17 protein-coding genes are annotated in these 18,178 nt (G+C 34.0%); 9 read left to right on the top strand and 8 right to left on the bottom strand.

Features of this window, described 5'->3' with window-relative positions; all coding sequences use genetic code 11:
* Nucleotides 1-25 precede the first annotated feature (25 nt).
* The 3 genes from KFZ70_RS06755 (at nt 26) to KFZ70_RS06745 (ending at nt 2,944) form a co-directional block, all read left to right on the top strand.
* Nucleotides 26-613: a HupE/UreJ family protein gene (locus KFZ70_RS06755; protein WP_139695803.1), complete on the top strand. Its 588-nt coding sequence runs from the start codon at nt 26-28 to the stop codon at nt 611-613.
* A 310-nt stretch (nt 614-923) separates the two neighbouring features.
* Nucleotides 924-1,355 (top strand): dCMP deaminase family protein, encoded by a 432-nt coding sequence (locus tag KFZ70_RS06750; protein WP_139695805.1) that lies wholly within the window; start codon nt 924-926, stop codon nt 1,353-1,355.
* The gene (locus KFZ70_RS06745) at nt 1,355-2,944 is read left to right on the top strand and encodes a S41 family peptidase (protein ID WP_139695807.1); all 1,590 of its coding nucleotides are present in this window, start codon (nt 1,355-1,357) and stop codon (nt 2,942-2,944) included. Before KFZ70_RS06750 ends, KFZ70_RS06745 begins: the two co-directional genes overlap by 1 nt.
* Nucleotide 2,945: 1 nt before the next feature.
* Here the strand turns inward: KFZ70_RS06745 and KFZ70_RS06740 are convergent, their stop codons facing one another.
* Genes KFZ70_RS06740 through KFZ70_RS06730 form a run of 3 tightly spaced genes read right to left on the bottom strand, consistent with a single transcriptional unit; the run spans nt 2,946 to nt 4,369 of the window.
* Complete coding sequence (locus tag KFZ70_RS06740) at nt 2,946-3,554, bottom strand: NAD(P)/FAD-dependent oxidoreductase (RefSeq protein ID WP_139695809.1); 609 nt, start codon at nt 3,552-3,554, stop codon at nt 2,946-2,948.
* On the bottom strand, nt 3,547-3,759 hold the full coding sequence (locus KFZ70_RS06735) for a hypothetical protein (protein WP_139695811.1): 213 nt from the start codon (nt 3,757-3,759) through the stop codon (nt 3,547-3,549). Before KFZ70_RS06735 ends, KFZ70_RS06740 begins: the two co-directional genes overlap by 8 nt.
* A 22-nt stretch (nt 3,760-3,781) precedes the next feature.
* Nucleotides 3,782-4,369 carry a MarC family protein gene (locus KFZ70_RS06730; RefSeq protein WP_139695813.1) on the bottom strand — a complete coding sequence of 196 codons (588 nt, stop codon included), beginning with the start codon at nt 4,367-4,369 and terminating at the stop codon, nt 3,782-3,784.
* 111 nt (nt 4,370-4,480) lie between these two features.
* Between KFZ70_RS06730 and KFZ70_RS06725 the strand changes: the two genes are divergently transcribed.
* From KFZ70_RS06725 to KFZ70_RS06715, 3 genes are all read left to right on the top strand, one after another.
* On the top strand, nt 4,481-5,044 hold the full coding sequence (locus KFZ70_RS06725; RefSeq protein WP_139695815.1) for a DUF3109 family protein: 564 nt from the start codon (nt 4,481-4,483) through the stop codon (nt 5,042-5,044).
* Between the two features lie 418 nt (nt 5,045-5,462).
* Nucleotides 5,463-6,737, top strand: coding sequence for a ribonucleotide-diphosphate reductase subunit beta (locus KFZ70_RS06720; protein WP_139695817.1), 1,275 nt, complete (start codon nt 5,463-5,465; stop codon nt 6,735-6,737).
* 3 nt (nt 6,738-6,740) lie between these two features.
* Nucleotides 6,741-8,534, top strand: a complete 1,794-nt coding sequence (locus tag KFZ70_RS06715) for a ribonucleoside-diphosphate reductase subunit alpha (RefSeq protein ID WP_139695819.1) — start codon at nt 6,741-6,743, stop codon at nt 8,532-8,534.
* An 83-nt stretch (nt 8,535-8,617) separates the two neighbouring features.
* On the opposite strand, the gene KFZ70_RS06710 is transcribed toward KFZ70_RS06715, so the two are convergent.
* Together KFZ70_RS06710 and KFZ70_RS06705 are read right to left on the bottom strand one after the other, a co-directional pair.
* Nucleotides 8,618-9,448 (bottom strand): OmpA family protein, encoded by an 831-nt coding sequence (locus KFZ70_RS06710; RefSeq protein WP_139695821.1) that lies wholly within the window; start codon nt 9,446-9,448, stop codon nt 8,618-8,620.
* An 80-nt stretch (nt 9,449-9,528) separates the two neighbouring features.
* Nucleotides 9,529-9,810 carry a pyrimidine/purine nucleoside phosphorylase gene (locus KFZ70_RS06705; RefSeq protein WP_139695823.1) on the bottom strand — a complete coding sequence of 94 codons (282 nt, stop codon included), beginning with the start codon at nt 9,808-9,810 and terminating at the stop codon, nt 9,529-9,531.
* Between the two features lie 327 nt (nt 9,811-10,137).
* On the opposite strand from KFZ70_RS06705, the gene KFZ70_RS06700 reads away from it, so the two are divergent.
* Both KFZ70_RS06700 and KFZ70_RS06695 read left to right on the top strand, forming a co-directional pair.
* Complete coding sequence (locus KFZ70_RS06700) at nt 10,138-10,662, top strand: RDD family protein (RefSeq protein WP_139695825.1); 525 nt, start codon at nt 10,138-10,140, stop codon at nt 10,660-10,662.
* Nucleotides 10,663-10,676: 14 nt separating this feature from the next.
* Complete coding sequence (locus KFZ70_RS06695; RefSeq protein ID WP_139695827.1) at nt 10,677-12,443, top strand: Na/Pi cotransporter family protein; 1,767 nt, start codon at nt 10,677-10,679, stop codon at nt 12,441-12,443.
* 60 nt (nt 12,444-12,503) lie between these two features.
* Here the strand turns inward: KFZ70_RS06695 and KFZ70_RS06690 are convergent, their stop codons facing one another.
* Both KFZ70_RS06690 and KFZ70_RS06685 read right to left on the bottom strand, forming a co-directional pair.
* Nucleotides 12,504-14,840 carry an inorganic phosphate transporter gene (locus KFZ70_RS06690; protein WP_139695830.1) on the bottom strand — a complete coding sequence of 779 codons (2,337 nt, stop codon included), beginning with the start codon at nt 14,838-14,840 and terminating at the stop codon, nt 12,504-12,506.
* A 71-nt stretch (nt 14,841-14,911) separates the two neighbouring features.
* A complete protein-coding gene (locus KFZ70_RS06685) occupies nt 14,912-16,108 on the bottom strand; it encodes a porin (protein ID WP_139695832.1) in 1,197 nt (398 codons plus the stop codon).
* Nucleotides 16,109-16,491: 383 nt separating this feature from the next.
* On the opposite strand from KFZ70_RS06685, the gene KFZ70_RS06680 reads away from it, so the two are divergent.
* The gene (locus tag KFZ70_RS06680; protein ID WP_139695834.1) at nt 16,492-16,809 is read left to right on the top strand and encodes a toxin-antitoxin system YwqK family antitoxin; all 318 of its coding nucleotides are present in this window, start codon (nt 16,492-16,494) and stop codon (nt 16,807-16,809) included.
* Nucleotides 16,810-16,894: 85 nt separating this feature from the next.
* On the opposite strand, the gene KFZ70_RS06675 is transcribed toward KFZ70_RS06680, so the two are convergent.
* Nucleotides 16,895-18,088, bottom strand: a complete 1,194-nt coding sequence (locus KFZ70_RS06675; protein WP_139695836.1) for a hypothetical protein — start codon at nt 18,086-18,088, stop codon at nt 16,895-16,897.
* Nucleotides 18,089-18,178 lie beyond the last annotated feature (90 nt).

Here is an 18,178-nt window from a genome sequence, read left to right as displayed (position 1 = left end):
TGGCGCTCCCTAAATCTTAATTATTATGCTTGAAAATTTTTGGTTTAATGTAGAGTATGGCATCAATCATGTTCTTGATATTAATGCCTACGATCATGTTTTATTTCTCATAGTATTAACCATACCCTATGTGTTTAAAGATTGGAAACGTGTACTTTTACTAGTTTCTATGTTTACTTTAGGGCATACCCTGTCATTGGTACTATCAACTTACGGTATAGTAAGCGTAAATGCTTCGTTAGTAGAATTTTTAATTCCAATAACGATATTGGTTGTAGCTCTTTTTAATGTGTTTACCGCAGGCAAAGGTGCACAAAAAGAGAAAGTTGGTGTTCTATTTTTATCTACGTTATTTTTTGGATTGATTCACGGTTTAGGCTTTGCGCGTGAATTTCAAATTTTACTAGGAGAACAGGATAGCAAGCTCATGCTGTTACTAGAATTTGCTTTAGGTATTGAGATTGCTCAAATCATCATTGTGTTTATTGTATTGTTTTTAGGTTATATGGTGCAAACTATATTCAGATTTTCAAAACGGGACTGGATTATGGTAATCTCAGCCATTGTTGTTGGCTTGGTAATTCCTATGATTTTAAACAGTGATTTTATTTAGAACACGCTATTCACATTAAAATGTAGTAGTAGCGAAATTGTTAAGCAGTAAAATTAAAATACTTTTTTAACATACTTAAACGGTTTAATTCAAAAATTAGTTAAACTTTCCTAAAAACTTTCCTGTCTGGCATTGTAATTAAAATACGAACAGAGTATATTCGTTATATTATTTCGCGTTAAGGATTGAAGTGAAAATCCTTTTGCTTTTTCGCCAAAGATTGTAGCGGAAAGCCTGACCCGAATGGTTGTAAACTTTCAATATATTTTGCAACTAATTATGAGGGTAACGCCATAATTAAAAAAAAGGAATGCCTAAACATAAACAGCTAAAGTACGATAAAGCTTATTTGAGAATAGCTAAAGAATGGGGAAAACTATCTTATTGCAATCGCAGACAAGTAGGCGCCATTATTGTAAAAGATAGAATGATTATTTCAGACGGTTACAATGGAACACCGTCGGGGTTTGAAAATTTTTGTGAAGATGAAGCAGGTTACACTAAATGGTATGTGTTGCACGCAGAAGCCAATGCCATTTTAAAAGTAGCCTCATCGACTCAATCTTGCAAGGGAGCTACCTTATATATCACGATGTCGCCCTGTAAAGAATGTAGTAAATTAGTGCATCAAGCAGGTATAGTAAAAGTGGTTTATCACGAGGCTTATAAAGACGATTCGGGTCTGAAGTTTTTAGAAAAAGCAGGAATTGTACTTGAACAAATTGAAGATTTAAAAGCGTAATGTCATATCAAAAAAAATATTTGCCTTTAGTATTAGGAGTGGCTATAGCCGCAGGTATTTTTATTGGTGGTAAATTAAGTTTTACAGATGCGCCAGACAGATTATTTTCAACCAATAGTAAAAAAGACAAGCTAAACAGACTTATTGATTATATTGAATATGATTATGTAGATGACATTAATACCGATAGTATTGTTGATGTTACGGTAAATGGTATTTTAGAAAATCTAGATCCTCATTCGGTTTACATTCCTAAAGAAGACATGTCGCGCGTTGCTGAAGAAATGAAAGGCGACTTTGTTGGAATTGGGGTTAGTTTTTATACTTATAAAGATTCCATTGCGGTGATAAGAGCCATTGAAAACGGACCAAGTGACAAAGCCGGTATAAAAGGAGGAGATAGAATCCTTTTAGCAGATGGCGATACACTTTATGGCGACAAGATTGATGATAATGATTTGGTAAAAAAACTGAAAGGCCCTATTAATTCAAAAGTTAAACTCACAGTTTACAGAAAAGGAGTACCCAAACTATTAAAATTCACAGTAAAACGTGGCAAAATCCCACTAAAAAGTGTTGATGCCGCCTATATGATTACAGACAAATTAGGCTATATTAAAGTTAATCGATTTGCCGAATCTACCTACAAAGAGTTTAAAAAGGCTTTAAGTCAATTAGAAGACTTAGGTGCCACTGAAATAGCCTTAGATTTGCGTGGAAATCCAGGTGGGTTTTTAGGCATTGCCGAGCAAATGGTAGATGAATTTCTTGAAAATGATAAACTTATTTTGTTTACAAAGAATAAGCGTGGTGATATTGATGAAAGTTACGCCACCAGCAAAGGTGATTTTGAAGACGGCAAGGTATATGTGCTTATTGATGAAAATTCGGCTTCGGCCAGTGAAATTGTAGCAGGGGCTTTACAAGATAATGACAAGGGCACCATAGTTGGTAGGCGATCTTATGGCAAAGGATTGGTACAGCGTGAAATGGACTTGGGAGATGGTAGCGCTGTTCGCTTAACTGTTTCCAGATACTACACCCCTACGGGGCGCTCTATTCAAAAACCATATAGCAAAGGCCATAAGGATTATTACGATGAGTATTTTGACAGATTGAACAGTGGCGAGCTTTTAGATCCTGAAAAAATTAAAGTAGACGATTCATTAAAGTTTACCACACCTGGCGGCAAAGTAGTTTATGGCGGCGGCGGTATTATACCTGATGTTTTTGTCCCTATTGATAATAGCATGGAGAATGAAACATTAGCCTTTTTACAACGTAGAGGTTTTTTTGGAAACTTTGTATTTGAAACACTGGAAAACGATAGACATGCTTATGATGCCTTTTCAAAAGCTGAGTTTATAAATAAGTTTAAGGTTGGTGATGATTTGGTTTATGCTTTTCAAGATTACCTAAACATACGATCAGATTCAAAAGTGACTTTTGTAGCTTATCATGATGAGGTTAAACAATACATCAAGGCAACGCTTGCCGATCAGTTATTTGGTGGTGGTGCGTTTTACGAAGTATTTAATCAAAGAGACATCATGATTGATGAGGTGATTAAGTTAAGTCAAGGCGAATAAATTAGTTTTCAATTTTATCATGTACCTTTGTATGCCTACCACTATTCCAAAGCGTTAAAATATCTGTAGCTACATGGGCGCCACTTCCCGAAGCGATTGAAAATTGACTGCGCCATCCTGCTAATGTACCCGCAACATAAAGATTCTCTTCTATAAGATGATCATTGTTTTTTAACCAGATACGATCTTTTTCAATAGCAGCTCTTGGGTGTGGTTCAACGTATTGTTCTAAACCTTTAATACGCATTAAACTGGTGTAACCTACCGCAACTACCACAAGTTTTGTGGTATAAGCATTCTTATTTGTTTTTATTAAAAAACGTTCTTTTTGTCGTGAAATTTCTAACACCTTTTCATATTCAATTTGAGTAACATGGGGATATAACTCAGAAAGTTGTTGTTTGCCACGCTCAAGAACAGAAGCGCCTGTAGTGTTTGGAGGTAGCCCCAAAACATTATTAAAAAGAGCGGTCTGCAAATGTGATGCTTTTTGATGAATGATAATACCAACATGCTTGTTTTTAGCAAACGGTTTATTCTTGGCAGAACCTAGCACCAAAGCGCAAGACATACCAGCAGCTCCGCCACCAATAATTAAAGCATCATACATTGTTACGGTGATCTTTTACTTTTTTCTCTATGCGTTTTGAAACAAGAAGAATAACCATTAATACGATGGCACAAAGGGATGCTAATAATGTAATCATACCAATCATACTTTCGCCTTCAAAAGGTGCTGTCATACTAATTTTTGTAGCGTTATAAACTCCCAAACTTGCGGCCGCAATAATGATAAAAAAGATAAAATATTTCATAAAAAACCTGTTTGATGCAAATTTAAGCAATATCAAATAAAGCTTTTATATTGTGTGCAAAGAGTTTTACAGCAATAGCTAGTAATACCACTCCAAATACTTTTCTAATAATGTTGATGCCATTTTGCCCAATAAGTCGTTCAATTCGTGCTGACGTTTTCAGAACCATATAAATAATAACAACGTTCATAATTACAGCTACCACAATGTTCTCGGTACTAAATTCTGCCCTAAGTGACAGCAATGTGGTTAAACTTCCAGGTCCAGCAATTAACGGAAAAGCCAAAGGAAACACTGCTGTGGTCATGGCATCATGATCTTCTTGCTTGTATAGGGTAATACCTAAAATCATTTCAAGTGCTATAAAAAACAAAATAAATGCACCAGCAACTGCAAAGGAATTAACATCTATACCAATAAGGTTTAAAATACTTTTTCCTAAAAACAGAAAAACGACAAGAATAACTCCTGCTATCACAGCTGCTTTTTCACTTTGTATATGACCTGCTTTTTTTCGTAAATCAATCACTATTGGAATGTTTCCAACAATATCAATAACAGCAAACAACACCATAAATGCAGTGAATATTTCTTTAAAATTAAACGACATAAGTATTGATTTTTAAATTTTCGGCAAAAGTATACCATTATTCTTGAATTATCTTAAATTTTAATGATAAAGTTTGTCTATTTTTGTGGCCTGTTTTTAATATGTATACTTATGTTTCAGTTAGGTAAAACCATCATATCTGAAGATATAATTGAGAAGGATTTTTTATGCAATTTAAGCACCTGTAAAGGGGCATGTTGTATTGATGGTGATGCAGGTGCTCCCTTAGACGAAGCCGAAGCTGAAATTTTAGAAACTATCTATCCTAAAGTAAAACCTTTTTTAAGAAAAGAGGGTATTGAAGCTATTGAAGAGCAAGGTGCGTATATCAAGACAGAAGAAGGTGAATTAGAAACTCCTTTAATTCATGGTGCCGATTGTGCTTACGTTATATTTGATGAAAAGCAAACAGCGCTTTGCGCGATAGAAGAAGCTTATAATCAAGGTGAAGTAGACTGGAAAAAACCTGTATCCTGTCATTTATACCCTGTTCGTGTTCAAGATTACAGTGAATTTTCGGCTGTTAATTATCATAAATGGCAAATTTGTGATGACGCTTGTACCCTTGGAAAAGAATTACAAATTCCTGTTTATAAATTTGTTAAAGAAGCCTTAATAAGAAAATTTGGCGAAGATTGGTATGCGGAGCTAGAAAAGGTTGCCAAAACTTTTTAACAACATTAAATTAACCTATTAATAACATTGAAAAACCCTTATTTTAAAAGGGTTTTTGTTTTTTAAAGAGTTATCTTTTTTGTAAACTTTTTTTATTTCACAAAAACTTAATACACTTAAAACCAGAATATTAATAGTTTTTTTGTGTAAACTTCTCGATCTTTAGTGTTTTTATTATTTGTTAAAAACTTGTTGAAAACGTTTTATCCTCCCTTGAAAATTGTATCAATCATTTTGCAATATTTGTTAAACCCAAATCTGATTAAAAATACCATTTTAGTTTAATACATGTTTATTAATGTCATCCATTTAAAGTGACTTTAAAACAAAATTATTTTAAAGCGTATCACCTAATTTGATGTGTTTTTAACAACCAACCTGTGCCTAATGCAAAATAATTATAACTAATACCAGTTTTATGGGAATATCACATATTATAAAACGAGACTACGAGACTACGCCGTTTTTACTTGAAAAAATTACCAACGCCATAGAAAAAGCGATGAGTTCAGTAAACCATGGTTCGAGAGCAGATGCGGAAACTATTTCTGATCGCGTATTTGAAGCGCTTTTAGCTAGAAAGGCTGTTGATTCAAGATACATACCTACTGTAGAACAGGTACAAGACATTGTTGAAGACAAATTAATGGACAGTGCTTTTCATGATGCAGCTAAGGCCTATATTTTGTATAGAGATGAACAGGCCAGAAAACGTAAAACAAACATATTTGAAAAGCGTATTAATTTAAAACCTTATGAATACCCAGATTTATATGAGTATGTAAATGCCATCAGACATTCCTACTGGATTCATACTGAGTTTAATTTTACTAGTGACATTCAAGATTTTAAGGCAGAGCTTACAACAACAGAAAAATCTGCTATTAAAAATACCATGTTAGCTATTTCGCAAATTGAAGTTGCTGTAAAAACATTTTGGGGAGACATTTATCAAAAAATGCCAAAACCAGAAATAGGGTCTGTAGGCGCCACCTTTGCAGAAAGTGAAGTACGCCACCATGATGCATACTCGCATTTACTTGAAATTTTAGGCCTTAATGCAGAGTTTAAAGCCCTTAAAAAGAAGCCCGTTATTATGCGACGTGTTCACTATTTAGAAACAGCGCTTAAAAACTCAAAAAGTGAAAATATTCAAGAGTATGCCGAGTCTATTTTACTGTTCTCACTTTTTATTGAGCATGTGTCTTTGTTTTCACAGTTCTTAATCATCATGGCCTTTAACAAGCATAAAAACATGCTAAAAGGTATTTCAAATGTGGTTGAAGCTACATCAAAAGAAGAACAAATTCACGGTGATTTTGGTATTGATGTTATAAAAATCATTAAAAAAGAAAATCCAGATTGGTTCGGATCTGACTATAATGATAAAATTCAAACCATATGCAAAGCGGCATATAAAGCAGAAAGCGATATTGTAGATTGGATTTTTGAGGATGGCGAATTGGATTTCTTACCAAAAGAAGTGGTTAATGAGTTTATTAAAAACCGATTTAATAATTCATTAGAAAGCATAGGTATTGATAAAGTATTTGAAGTAAACGATGAATTATTAGCTCAAACTGAGTGGTTTGATGATGAAATAATAGGCACCAAGCATGGCGATTTCTTTGTGAAACGATCCATTAATTATAGCAAAAGAACCAAAAGTATAACCAGTGACGACCTTTTTTAAAACATGAAAATTAACACACACCAACCAGAAACACAAACAGAACAACAGTCTAGCAAAGAACAACTTCTTAAAGCAAGAAAAGAGCAAATTAAGAGTGCTCATCAAAAACAAGTAGCTGAATTAAAATTTGAATGGCTAACTGAAAATAGTCGCAAATTTTTACAATCAGGCTATTTAACAGACAATACAACCCCTGAAGAGCGCATTCGTGAAATTGCTGAACGTGCAGAACAGATTTTGAAAATTGACGGTTATGCAAACAAGTTTTACAAGTATATGTCTGAGGGTTTTTTCTCTTTAGCCTCACCCGTTTGGTCTAATTTTGGAAAGAAAAGAGGATTGCCAATAAGTTGTTTTGGGTCTAACATTGCTGATGATATGGGTAACATTCTCTATACGCAATCAGAAGTTGGCATGATGTCTAAGTTAGGTGGTGGTACTTCTGGCTATTTTGGTAACTTAAGGCATAGAGGAGCGCCTGTAAAAAACAACGGATCCTCATCTGGAGCGGTACATATCATGCAACTTTTCGAAAAAATGGTTGATGTTGTAAGCCAAGGGTCTGTAAGACGCGGTCGTTTTTCTCCATATTTACCAGTGGAGCACCCAGATATTCATGAGTTTTTAGAAATTGGGACCGAAGGAAATGCCATTCAGGAGTTAACTCACGGTGTGACTGTTACTGACAAATGGATGGAAGAGATGATTGAAGGTGATGTTGATAAACGTTCTATTTGGGCAAAAGTCATTCAACGAAGAGGTGAAATAGGGTATCCATATATTTTCTTTAAAGATCACGCCAACAATCAAGCGGCCGATGTCTATAAAGACAACAAACATCAAATTGTTGCCAGTAATTTATGTACGGAAATCATGTTACCTTCTAATGACAAATGGTCTTTTGTATGTGTGTTATCTTCAGTGAATTTATTGCATTATGATAAATGGAAAGATACCGATGCCGTTGAAACTATGGTGTATTTCTTAGATGCTGTAATCACTGAGTTTGTTGAAAAGCTGGAAGAATATAGAGATTCTGAAGATTTAGATGACAGGCAAACCTTCATGTTTATGGAGCGGGCTTATAATTTTGCTAAATCAAATAGAGCACTTGGTTTAGGTGCCTTAGGCTGGCATTCTTTACTGCAATCTAAAATGTTAGGATTTGATAGTCAAGAGGCATATAACTTAAACAGTGAAATATTTAAGCTTATTCAGGAGAAATCCTATAAAGCTTCTGAAGAATTAGCAAAACTATATGGAGAACCAGAAGTTTTAAAAGGCTATGGCAGACGAAATGCCACGTTAAATGCTATTGCACCTACAACATCTTCAGCCTTTATTTTAGGACAGGTATCGCAAGGTATTGAGCCTATTTGGTCTAATATCTACGTAAAAGATATTGCCAAAATAAAAACCACTATTAAGAATCCGTACTTACAAAACTTGTTGGAAGAAAAAGGCATGAATACTCCAGAGGTATGGCGTAGTATTCGTGATCATGATGGATCGGTACAACATTTAGAGTTTTTAACAGAGCATGAACGCGATGTATTTAAAACCTATTCTGAAATTGACCAATTGACTATTATATATCATGCGGCAAACAGACAAAATCATATTGATCAAGGCCAGTCTGTAAATATTATTGTGCACCCAGATATGCCTGTAAAAGACATTAATAAAATTTATGTTACCGCTTGGAAACTTGGCTTAAAATCTCTCTATTATCAACACAGTATGAATGCCGCTCAAAAATTTAAACAAAAGAAAGAGTGCGCTAGTTGCGAAGGATAATTGCTACAACAAAAAGTTGTTAATCAAAAAAAGCATCTCAAAAATTTGAGATGCTTTTTTATTATATTCCTTTCGTTTAACTCCTAGCTTTCATCAGCCATTAAAGCAAAAAACTTATCTAAGTTTGGAAGAATAATAATTCTTGTTCTTCTATTTTTTGCTCTATTTTCATCTGAATCATTTTCAGCAACTGGTTGGTAACTACTACGACCAGCGGCAATTAATTTTTCAGGTGCTACATTGTATTTGTTTTGAAGCTTTCTAACTACTGATGTTGCTCTTAAAACACTTAAATCCCAATTATCAGCAATGTTTACCGTATTTATAGTTCTTGAATCTGTATGTCCTTCAATCATAACATCTAAACTAGCTTCAGAATTGATAACATCAGCTAATTTTTGTAAAATAGGATCAGCTTTTGAACTTAATCTATAACTTCCTGTATTAAACAACATGTTATCTGCAATAGAAATCATAACAACGGTACCATCAATATTTACAGCAAAGTCTTCATCTTCATTTAAGTTGCTTTTATCAATAACTTTTTCAAGGTTATAAGCAACCGCTAAATTCATAGAATCTTTTAATGTTTTTGCCTGAGCTAATTTCTCAGCATCAACATGCTTCAAAGTTTCACGCATTTTAGCCTTAGTATCTTCAGATATTACAGCAACATTCTCAACAACATCTAATTTAGCATCGTTTTCCTCTTTTAATGAAGCAATTTTTGTGTTGTAACGATCAACTCGTTCTTGAATTTGTGCAAATTTTGCTTCTAAATCTTCTTTTTCAACTCTGGTTTTTTGCAACTCACTTCTTATTTCGCCATTTTCTTGTTGAAGCGCTACATACTTCTTTTTTGAAACGCACGAAAGTGTAAGCACGGTAAGGAGTAAAATTGAAATTTTTTTCATAATAATAATTTTAGGTTTACTTCATTTACGTAAATAACCCACATTCAGATTATGAAATTGTATTTTTTTTAGCTGAAGGCTTATTTATACTGACACAGATAAGAAACCTGTTTTGTCACTTTAACCTTAAAACTTTTATTCGCATCAATTTTATAGGACTCACCAGATTGGTACGTTTCCCAATCTGTACTTTCAGGTAGTTGTACCAACATTTCGCCTTCAATAACGGTCATGGTTTCATGCGTTGTGGTACCAAATTCATAAGAACCTGCTTCCATAACACCAATAGTAGATTTTCCTTCAGTTGTGGTGTATCCTAAAGATTTTACTTGCCCACCAAAATATTCGTTTGTAGATATCATAAAGTTAAGTTTTTTGGCAAATTTAGTCATCTTAATAAAAAAACATTCTGTATTCACCTATAAAAACAGTCATCAAAAACACTTACATGAATAAGAAAGTTATATATTTAATGTGAATTCGATATAAGAATCCATTATTTATGGCTTCATTACCATTAAATATGGATGATGTCACTTCGAGTAGACTCGAGTAGCCTTAAATTTATGCTTTTCATTAGGTCTCGATTCTAATCGATTTACCATTTAAATTGTTAAAATCAGAAATGTAGCAAAAAATATTATGTCGAACTCACATTATTTTAGGGATACTAATCAAATATATAGCATATGGATGCTCAATTTTCTGTAACGCCAGATTTATATGCCAGTAAAGGAAGTCGTTTTACCAATTATATTATTGACCTACTTCTTTTTATTGGGTTGTTCTATGGTGTCATCATATTAATTTCTGTCCTCGTTTATACGTTTGTTGATGATGTTACTGGATTTGAAAATTTTGTTGATGGCTTAGAACATGTAAATCCGTTTTTAGACAGATTAGTTACAGGAAGCATGCTCGCTTTACTATACTTTTTTAGTGAATGGTTGTTGAAAGGCAGGACGATTGGAAAGTATATTACAAAAACAAAAGTGGTTATGTTGGATGGGTCCAATCCAGAACCCATAGACTTTTTAAAAAGAAGTTTTTCAAGAATTATTCCTTTTGAAGCGCTTTCTTTTTTGGGGGCAGGAGGTCGTGGTTGGCATGACACCCTTTCTAAAACATTTGTGGTAGATATTGAGCGGTTTCATGCAAAGCAGGACGCGCTTTCAGCCTTAGATGATATTGGTAAAGACATGGATGTTTTATGATTTTTTCCTGATACATGCTAAAGAAATCAATTTTTTTTGTGGGTCTGGTTGTATTAGGCATTATTTTATACCTGAATCCTAATTTTAGAACCATTTCAGCAGGTATTGCCATTTTACTTTTTGGTATGGTGATGCTTGAAGAAGGCTTTAGGGTTTTTACAAAAGGACCTCTACAACTTATATTAAAAAAAGCCACAGACAAACTTTACAAAAGCATTTCTGCGGGAGCTATAGTCACCGCCCTTATTCAATCAAGTTCTTTAGTTTCTGTTATAACTATTTCATTTATTAGTGCTGGTTTAATATCTCTGGCAGGCGGGTTAGGACTCATTTTTGGCGCTAACATAGGCACCACAGCAACGGCCTGGTTAGTAGCAGGTTTTGGTATTAAAATTCAAATTTCGGCATTAGCCATGCCTATGTTGGTATTTGGTGTGGTATTCACATTTCAAAAAAATATCACCTTAAAAGGTGTTGGACATGTACTTGCTGGTTTAGGTTTTTTCTTTCTAGGCATTCATTATATGAAAGAAGGTTTTGAGGTGTTTAAAACCCATATTGATTTATCTGAATATGCTATTTCTGGGTTTTTAGGCGTGATTGTATATACAGGTTTAGGCGTTTTAATTACGACTATATTACAGTCGAGCAGTGCCACATTAGCCTTGATATTAACCGCTTTGTCTGCTGGTCAAATTGAATATGAGAATGCACTGGCGTTGGCTATAGGCGCCAATATAGGCACTACTGTTACCGCTGTTTTGGGAGCTTTAGGAGCTAATATTGCGGGAAAACGATTAGCAGCTGCTCACTTTATTTTTAATAGTATTACGGGTATTGTTGCCATACTATTAATTTTTCCCTTGGCTCGTTTAGTTAATAACATTGCCGATTTTACCCATATATCGGCTACAAACTACACCTTAAAACTTGCCATATTTCACACTATTTTTAACGTATTAGGTGTTGTTTTGATGATTCCTTTTATAAAGCAATTAGAAGCATTATTAATGCGGTTTATAAAAGATAAAGGAACATCTAAGGATGTCAACGAGCCCAAATATCTTAATTCTGCGGTATTGAAATTTCCTAGCACCGTAATATCAGCATTGCTTAAAGAATCAACGTTTCTTTTTGAAAATAGCATATTTGAAATTGTATCGCACGCTTTAAACATTCACAGAATCGATGTGAAATCTTTTGAAAAATTAAATTCAATAATAGATAAATCTGATATAGATTTTAAGATAGATATTAACGATTTATACTACTCAAAAGTTAAAATAATCTATAGTGAGATTATTAAATATGCCTCTATAGCCCAAAGTAAATTGAAATTAAACACCAACCAAATTAAGGCCATTACAAATATTAAAATAGCCAATAGAAAAATGGTTGAAATTATAAAAGACAGCAGAGAATTAAATAAAAACATTTCTTTCGCCATGGGAACTGATAATGAGCATTTGCAAAAAGAATATGATGGCTATCGAAAAAAAATCATCAACGTGCTGCGCATTATCTATTTGTCAAGAACAGAAAGCGATGAAACAAAATACACCTTAAAATTAAAAGACCTCAAAAAAGAAGCAAAACACAAAATAAGATCAAGCAACAAGTCTATTGACAAACTCATTAGGAAAAATTTAATTTCCGCCGAAGAAGCTTCGTCTTTATTTAATGATTACACAAATGTAAATGCTATCATTAAAAAACTCATTGATGTAGCCGAATTACTTTATGGTAAAATCGACTCTCTACTTGATGAAAATGGGCATTAAAACAAAAGCCATTATTTCTAATAAAAATAATGACTTTTTGTTCAGTAGTTTTATTTAAACTTAACTTTCTTTTTTATCTTTTCCTTCAACAACAGTAATGGCATCAACTACATCAAGCGTGGCAGGTTTTACCGAACCATCATGAGCATCATGATACTCTTCTAACAGATTCATTGTAGCCACCAGTAAATCTTTAGTTTCTAGCAATAGACCAAAATAAAGTGTGGTGTTCTTCGGGCTAGATTCTTCTGTTCTTGTACGCTCTACTTGTTTTTGAATCTTTTCTGTTAACATGTTGAACAACTCATCTTTTTCATTTAAAATATCACCAATCACATCAAAGGAATGTGCTTCATAGGCCTCTTTGGTGTCATTGAATAATTTTTCAAGAGCATCATCAACTTCTTTCAACTCTTTTATTTGGTTGAATTTTAATTTTTTATGATTGTTATGAACATGCTTATGACTTACCTTTGAAATGTACTCCAAAGATTGTGTCATATCTTGTAAGTATCCTAAAATATTTATATAAAAATTACTTGCTCCAACACTAGAGTCGTCTAAATTTTTAATAAAATAGAAAATATTATCACGTAAGCCTTCCACCTCTTGAGATAGCTTAAGTATTTGCTTGTTATTCTTTTTTAACAAGGCTAAATCTTGTTTAGCAAGTCCGTTAATGGAGTTTGTATAAATCTTATTTCCACGTTTTACAACATTGGCTATATTACCAGCACTTTCATGAATAACGCCTTGAACAGAACTACTCTCAGCTTTTATTAAACTATCTTCTGCCTTAATTTCTTTTGACTTTTTGCTATGCACCATAGAACTCCTAATCAAGAGTGAAAAGGCTGTCAGTAGTAAAATAGGGAACATTACATTAACGTTCAAGTTTAATAGATAAGCCACTAAAGCAGCTGCTGTAAAGGCGCTAATGGCTGTAAAAAACCATCCGCCAATTACATTAATTACACCAGCCACACGGTACACCGCACTTTCTGCTCCCCATGCGCGGTCTGCTAATGATGACCCCATAGCTACCATAAACGTTACATAAGTAGTAGATAGAGGTAGTTTATACGACGTTGCAATTGAGATTAACACAGCTGCAACCATAAGGTTAACTGCCGCCCTAACCAAGTCAAAAGCGGGTAAGTCTACTTTTTTGTTTTTAGCAATAGCCAAAGTAGGAACTTCAAATTGCTTGTCAATTTTTTGCTGCCAAGATTCCGGTAGCATATATGCCGTCATTTGAGACATTAGCATGGCAGATCTTACAAAACCACGAGATAAAAAGTTAGGTTGAAAACGCTCTTTAGTTTCTCCTTGGCTAGATAAATCTAATGACGTTTTAACCACATTTTTGGCCTTAGTAGAGAACCATAAAGTAAGCACCATTACCATACCTGCTATAAATAATAGCCAGTTATTTGTTGGAACTTTTTTGGCTAAAACTTCCATAGAAAATTCACCAGCCGCCAACCCTGAGGCAGTCCATTCTTGAAACGCATTATAAGCCGCTACAGGAACACCAATAAAGTTTACCAAATCATTACCAGCAAATGCAAGCGCTAAAGCAAATGTGCCAACCACAATGATTAACTTGTAAATATTTGTTTTAGCAAAGGAAATAAACACATACGAAAGCAAAGACCAAAATACAGAAGATACCACAACAATGGAGAGTACTTGCTGTTCTAAAAAATCTTTCATGGTACCGCCGCCAAGAATATCAAAAGACTGGCTTGCATAAGATGTTCCTTTTAAGCCTTTCATAAAAATAAAATAGGTGATTGCAGTTAAGGCAAAACCACCAAACAAAGCACCTACCCAAGTGGCTTTCTTTTCAAAATTGTATGATAATAGCAATCTACAAACCCATTGTACAATAGCCCCAATGGAAAAGGCAACCACTACCGAGAGTAAAATACCAAAAATAATTTGAGAGGCTTTTGAGGTATTTATGTAGTTAATAACATCACTAAAATTTCCACCATCATGACCAATTTTTATTAAGGCTATGGCTACCGCAGCTCCCAATAATTCAAATACAATAGAAACCGTTGTTGAGGTTGGCATACCCACCGAATTGAAAAAATCGAGCAGAAGAATATCGGTTATCATGACCGCCATAAAAATGATCATGATTTCATCAAACATAAATTCTCCTGGATTAAAAATACCTTTTCTGGCAACTTCCATCATACCGCTTGAAAAAACGGCGCCAACTGCTACCCCTAAACTGGCAACAATCATGATGGTTTTAAAAGAAATAGCTTTAGACCCAATGGCCGAATTCAAAAAGTTTACTGCATCATTACTAACCCCAACCACCAAATCAGCAATCGCTAAAATGGCTAAGGCTATAATCATGTACAAATAAATGTTATCCATAGGATTTTGTTGAATTAAGTTTGCAAATATCATGAGTATTATTGAGTAATGTGTTATGTAATTGTTATATTTTAAAAGTGTATATCCATTTGTAAACGCGCCATAAATTCATTGGCTTTACCTTGAATATCTGTATAGCTAATATCACTTTGCACTTTTAGCTTATGCCCCACCAAAAACTTAGAAAACCCAAGTGTATACATAGCGCTTGAATTCACTTTTGTTATCTCATCCATTTTAATATTTGAGTACCTACCTGTAACTTCCCAATTTGATGGAAACAAATATCCAGATTGTATGTTAAGACCCTGACCAATTTGCACAATCTGACCTGTTTCTGTACCATCAGAGTTCTTAGCAATGGGGTCATCGGCAATTCTGTCAGCGTATTCAAACATCAAAGAATACCCCTTGTACTTAAACATACCATCAATAAAAACAGTGTTAATATTGGTTTCATAAAAACCAGTATCACCATCTATACGCATGTAACTTCCTTGATTACTTCTAGTTTTTACTGCGTTGTTATGATATTCATAACTGGCTGCTACCGAAAGTTTAGGTGTTTGTTCCCTTTTTAAATCGGAACCTTTGTAATCACCTTTGCTTTGAAAATTCCCAAAAGGAAGGAGCTCTAGTCTGCCCACATATTGGTGACCACCAAGGTTTCCACTCGTTACATTACGACCTTCACCTTGTGACAGAGAAAATATTTCTCTTAAAATGAATTTATCTGTGAGATTAATATGATGTCGCAGTTGGAAACCAATATCACGGTCTATATTGAAGCGTCTGTTTAAAATAGATCGGTCTACTAACTGTAGATTTCCTGAAGAAATAACACGTTCTCTATTTCCAGGAAGTTTGCCTTGCCCCACCCATAATTCAAAGTTTTGGAAAAAATTCCATTCCACACGAGCATCCATAATAAACCTTGGAGATCCTGAGGTAAACTCCGAAGATCCTCCAGACATATCTCTGTTTGATAAGCCTGCCTCAAATTTATAACGTAATTTTGGAGAATAGATAAAACCTTTAAGTTTCAATCTTGAACGGCGCACTAAGAAATTTAAATCATTAGGCCCATTTTCTTGCCACGTGGAAACGCCGAGTAATTGAAACCTAAAGGCAAAATTCATGGTAAAGGTACTGTCTTTACCAATAATATTAAAAAGTCCTTTGCCAAATTCGGCAGTTTTTACCTCCTGTGCAAATACAGTTGCGCAAGTAAGCAGAATCACCCCAAATAGGGTAGATTTTGTTTTCATTAATGTATCAGTTTTTGTCGCTGCAAAGAACCAACAATAATGTTAACTTAATGTTTCCTTAATGTTAAATAAGGGATATAAAAAAGACTGCCTCGGCCACAGGCAGTCTCATTAGAAATCATGATAATGTAGTCGACAAAAACTAATAGATTATATGAAATACTAATTATTGTCTTAAGACAAGAGCAAATATCACTGTTTAAATTGATGTTAATGTAACCTTAATATTAACTAATTATTAAGGTTATCTCGTATTTAATAATATTGCAAAATGATGAAAGACAATATTTAATAATTTCAATGTTAAATTAATGTTATGTAATTGTTGTTTGAAAGTTAACAAATTTATATCTTTACTTTATAATATTAAAATCCCCATAATTATGAAGAAATCAATTTCATTTCTTTTTGCCTTATTAATAACTGTGGTTTCTTTTGCTCAACAAAAAAGAGTATTAAAGCATAACAAAGACACCAATCTTATTGAGGTAGTTTATTATCATGACAATGGTGTAGTAAGTCAAACTGGAACTTATACAGCAGATGGTAAATTACATGGTGTGTGGCTAAGTTATGACACAGAAGGCAAAAAAATCGTTTCTGCAAATTATGATAATGGGAAGAAAGTCGGCAAATGGATACACTGGGTAAACGGTGAAAAAAAAGTAGTAGATTATAGTAAAAATGTTGCTTCGTTATAAAGCGATCGTGTTTATTTAAATAAAAAAGCATCCTAAATTTAGGATGCTTTTTTATTTGATAGCGTTTGAAAAGCTATGTTATCTCTTATTTTGTTACAACAAAACTTGGATTTGCCCAAGCAAAAGCTGATAAATCAGCACCTACACCTGCCTTTGTTTGCACTGTATTATTAGCAGGAACTGTGATACCATCAGTGATTTCAGAAACAACTCCTGTAAGTGTTCCACCAATTTTATCATCACCAACTGTTCCTTGAGCATAAGCATTTGTAATAGTTAACTCTCCGTCTCCTTTATCATCTTTTGTGTCAATTCTATTTCCAAATGACGCAGTTCCATAAGCTGCAAATAAGATATTGTTAATAGTAGCTACTGTACCTCTTCTTATTTCTGCTCCTGCTTTAAGCTGTACATCTGGATTTAAGTTAAGAATGGTTACATTTTTTAACGTTGGCGTAGAAATTGGAGTAGCCGTAGCGTCTGAACTGTTGCTATCCCCTTCAATTCCTCTTGGGTCATCAGTTGCAGCATCAAAACCATCATTACGAACACCAAAAGCGTTTGTTATTGTTCCTGTATAACCACCAGTCCAATCAAACATATCATCTGCAATATTTGAGCAATACACGTTAGTTACATTTACCGTGCCTCCAAAAAATTCAATACCATCATCATTTCCATTATTTACCACAATGTTATTTACCACAGTTTTATTACCAACACCAAAGAAAGAAATACCATTAAACTCTTGCTCACCGTTAATTTTCGCACCCGTATATTCAGCGATTACATAGCTTAGCTCGCCAGAGTTATCATCAGCCTCAGTACCACCGTATAGTAATCCTGCAACTTCTGACTGTACATCGGTACCTTTGTTTGAAGGTGCTCTACCAGCCAATACTAAGCCACCCCAATCTCCTGCTTTTGGAGAGCTTGCATCAGAAGTAAATTTAATAGGTTGAGAGGCCGTTCCTTTTGCAATTAATTTAGCGCCTCTTTCTACGGCTAAAAAAACATCAGTTCTACCACTTTTGGCTTTAATTAGAGTTCCTGGCTCAATGGTTAAAGTAGCACCTGATTTTACTGTTAATGATCCTGTTAAGGTATACTCAATAGAAGACAGTAATTTGCTATCAGCAGATATTTCTCCTTTAATTTCATTCTCAATAATTTCTCCACCTTCTCCTGGAGGGGTAATAGTTCTATTATCATCATCAGATGAACAAGAAATAATTGAAGCCGTTAATACAAGTATTAATAATGTTTTTAAATTTTTCATTTTTATTATTCTAATTTGTTTTATTTATTATTTCAATGCAAAAGAAGTTATTAGTTTTAACTAGAGTTTTATCGGTATATTAGGATTATG

The sequence above is a fragment of the Allotamlana fucoidanivorans genome (assembly GCF_045788535.1).
In the GTDB taxonomy this organism is placed as follows: Bacteria; Bacteroidota; Bacteroidia; order Flavobacteriales; family Flavobacteriaceae; genus Allotamlana; species Allotamlana fucoidanivorans.
The sequence above is the reverse complement of the archived record's forward strand: the minus strand, read 5'-3'. Positions and strand labels throughout refer to the sequence as shown.

Bases quoted from the DNA above. Each gene is read 5' to 3' on its own strand.
- KFZ70_RS06720 (WP_139695817.1), top strand. From the start codon at position 5,463: ATGGGAATATCACATATTATAAAACGAGACTACGAGACTACGCCGTTT.
- KFZ70_RS06715 (WP_139695819.1), top strand. From the start codon at position 6,741: ATGAAAATTAACACACACCAACCAGAAACACAAACAGAACAACAGTCT.
- KFZ70_RS06740 (WP_139695809.1), bottom strand. From the start codon at position 3,554: ATGTATGATGCTTTAATTATTGGTGGCGGAGCTGCTGGTATGTCTTGC.
- KFZ70_RS06675 (WP_139695836.1), bottom strand. From the start codon at position 18,088: ATGAAAAATTTAAAAACATTATTAATACTTGTATTAACGGCTTCAATT.
- KFZ70_RS06750 (WP_139695805.1), top strand. From the start codon at position 924: ATGCCTAAACATAAACAGCTAAAGTACGATAAAGCTTATTTGAGAATA.
- KFZ70_RS06735 (WP_139695811.1), bottom strand. From the start codon at position 3,759: ATGAAATATTTTATCTTTTTTATCATTATTGCGGCCGCAAGTTTGGGA.
- KFZ70_RS06695 (WP_139695827.1), top strand. From the start codon at position 10,677: ATGCTAAAGAAATCAATTTTTTTTGTGGGTCTGGTTGTATTAGGCATT.
- KFZ70_RS06745 (WP_139695807.1), top strand. From the start codon at position 1,355: ATGTCATATCAAAAAAAATATTTGCCTTTAGTATTAGGAGTGGCTATA.
- KFZ70_RS06710 (WP_139695821.1), bottom strand. From the start codon at position 9,448: ATGAAAAAAATTTCAATTTTACTCCTTACCGTGCTTACACTTTCGTGC.
- KFZ70_RS06705 (WP_139695823.1), bottom strand. From the start codon at position 9,810: ATGATATCTACAAACGAATATTTTGGTGGGCAAGTAAAATCTTTAGGA.
- KFZ70_RS06685 (WP_139695832.1), bottom strand. From the start codon at position 16,108: ATGAAAACAAAATCTACCCTATTTGGGGTGATTCTGCTTACTTGCGCA.
- KFZ70_RS06755 (WP_139695803.1), top strand. From the start codon at position 26: ATGCTTGAAAATTTTTGGTTTAATGTAGAGTATGGCATCAATCATGTT.
- KFZ70_RS06730 (WP_139695813.1), bottom strand. From the start codon at position 4,369: ATGTCGTTTAATTTTAAAGAAATATTCACTGCATTTATGGTGTTGTTT.
- KFZ70_RS06725 (WP_139695815.1), top strand. From the start codon at position 4,481: ATGTTTCAGTTAGGTAAAACCATCATATCTGAAGATATAATTGAGAAG.
- KFZ70_RS06690 (WP_139695830.1), bottom strand. From the start codon at position 14,840: ATGGATAACATTTATTTGTACATGATTATAGCCTTAGCCATTTTAGCG.
- KFZ70_RS06700 (WP_139695825.1), top strand. From the start codon at position 10,138: ATGGATGCTCAATTTTCTGTAACGCCAGATTTATATGCCAGTAAAGGA.
- KFZ70_RS06680 (WP_139695834.1), top strand. From the start codon at position 16,492: ATGAAGAAATCAATTTCATTTCTTTTTGCCTTATTAATAACTGTGGTT.